Raw genomic sequence first — 2,500 nt, forward strand, 5'->3', positions numbered from 1 at the left:
AACAGTCGTGACTGCGTGCCTTTTGAAGAATGAGCCTGCGAGTTTGCGGTGTGTTGCGAGGTTAACCCGTGTGGGGAAGCCGTAGCGAAAGCGAGTCCGAATAGGGCGTTTCAGTAGCACGCTCAAGACCCGAAGCGGAGTGATCTAGCCATGGGCAGGTTGAAGCGGAGGTAAGACTTCGTGGAGGACCGAACCCACCAGGGTTGAAAACCTGGGGGATGACCTGTGGTTAGGGGTGAAAGGCCAATCAAACTCCGTGATAGCTGGTTCTCCCCGAAATGCATTTAGGTGCAGCGTCGTGTGTTTCTTGCCGGAGGTAGAGCACTGGATAGGCGATGGGCCCTACCGGGTTACTGACCTTAGCCAAACTCCGAATGCCGGTAAGTGAGAGCACGGCAGTGAGACTGTGGGGGATAAGCTCCATGGTCGAGAGGGAAACAGCCCAGAGCATCGACTAAGGCCCCTAAGCGTACGCTAAGTGGGAAAGGATGTGGAGTCGCAGAGACAACCAGGAGGTTGGCTTAGAAGCAGCCACCCTTGAAAGAGTGCGTAATAGCTCACTGGTCAAGTGATTCCGCGCCGACAATGTAGCGGGGCTCAAGCGTACCGCCGAAGTCGTGTCATTCGTACATGTATCCCCAACGGGAGTACGGATGGGTAGGGGAGCGTCGTGTGCCGGGTGAAGCAGCCGCGGAAGCGAGTTGTGGACGGTTCACGAGTGAGAATGCAGGCATGAGTAGCGATACACACGTGAGAAACGTGTGCGCCGATTGACTAAGGGTTCCTGGGTCAAGCTGATCTGCCCAGGGTAAGTCGGGACCTAAGGCGAGGCCGACAGGCGTAGTCGATGGACAACCGGTTGATATTCCGGTACCCGCTTTGAAACGCCCAATACTGAATCAGGCGATGCTAAGTCCGTGAAGCCGGCCCGATCTCTTCGGAGTTGAGGGTAGTGGTGGAGCCGACGAACCAGACTTGTACTAGGTAAGCGATGGGGTGACGCAGGAAGGTAGTCCAGCCCGGGCGGTGGTAGTCCCGGGGTAAGGGTGTAGGCCGTGTGGTAGGTAAATCCGTCACACGTTAAGGCTGAGACCTGATGCCGAGCCGATTGTGGTGAAGTGGATGATCCTATGCTGTCGAGAAAAGCCTCTAGCGAGTTTCATGGCGGCCCGTACCCTAAACCGACTCAGGTGGTCAGGTAGAGAATACCGAGGCGTTCGGGTGAACTATGGTTAAGGAACTCGGCAAAATGCCCCCGTAACTTCGGGAGAAGGGGGGCCATCACTGGTGAGGAGACTTGCTCTCCGAGCTGGGGGTGGCCGCAGAGACCAGCGAGAAGCGACTGTTTACTAAAAACACAGGTCCGTGCGAAGCCGTAAGGCGATGTATACGGACTGACGCCTGCCCGGTGCTGGAACGTTAAGGGGACCGGTTAGCTGACTTTCGGGTCGGCGAAGCTGAGAACTTAAGCGCCAGTAAACGGCGGTGGTAACTATAACCATCCTAAGGTAGCGAAATTCCTTGTCGGGTAAGTTCCGACCTGCACGAATGGCGTAACGACTTCTCGACTGTCTCAACCATAGGCCCGGTGAAATTGCACTACGAGTAAAGATGCTCGTTTCGCGCAGCAGGACGGAAAGACCCCGGGACCTTTACTACAGTTTGATATTGGTGTTCGGTTCGGCTTGTGTAGGATAGGTGGGAGACTTTGAAGCAGCCACGCCAGTGGTTGTGGAGTCGCCGTTGAAATACCACTCTGGTCGTGCTGGATGTCTAACCTGGGTCCGTGATCCGGATCAGGGACAGTGTCTGATGGGTAGTTTAACTGGGGCGGTTGCCTCCTAAAGAGTAACGGAGGCGCCCAAAGGTTCCCTCAGCCTGGTTGGCAATCAGGTGTTGAGTGTAAGTGCACAAGGGAGCTTGACTGTGAGACCGACGGGTCGAGCAGGGACGAAAGTCGGGACTAGTGATCCGGCAGTGGCTTGTGGAAGCGCTGTCGCTCAACGGATAAAAGGTACCCCGGGGATAACAGGCTGATCTTCCCCAAGAGTCCATATCGACGGGATGGTTTGGCACCTCGATGTCGGCTCGTCGCATCCTGGGGCTGGAGTCGGTCCCAAGGGTTGGGCTGTTCGCCCATTAAAGCGGTACGCGAGCTGGGTTTAGAACGTCGTGAGACAGTTCGGTCCCTATCCGCTGTGCGCGTAGGAATATTGAGAAGGGCTGTCCCTAGTACGAGAGGACCGGGACGGACGAACCTCTGGTGTGCCAGTTGTCCTGCCAAGGGCATGGCTGGTTGGCTACGTTCGGAAAGGATAACCGCTGAAAGCATCTAAGCGGGAAGCCTGCTTCGAGATGAGTATTCCCACCAACTTGATTGGTTAAGGCTCCCAGTAGACGACTGGGTTGATAGGCCAGATGTGGAAGCCCGGTAACGGGTGGAGCTGACTGGTACTAATAGGCCGAGGGCTTGTCCTCAGTTGCTCGCGTCCACTGTGTT

The 2,500-nt window shown here is 56.2% G+C and carries 1 rRNA gene (cut by a window edge); it reads left to right on the top strand.

From position 1 onward, the window contains the following. A 23S ribosomal RNA gene (locus ACIPEK_RS46150) occupies positions 1–2,478 on the top strand; it begins 732 nt to the left of the window's first position. Positions 2,479–2,500 lie beyond the last annotated feature (22 nt).

The organism is Streptomyces sp. NPDC088246 (genome assembly GCF_044741025.1).
Taxonomy (GTDB): Bacteria; Actinomycetota; Actinomycetes; order Streptomycetales; family Streptomycetaceae; genus Streptomyces.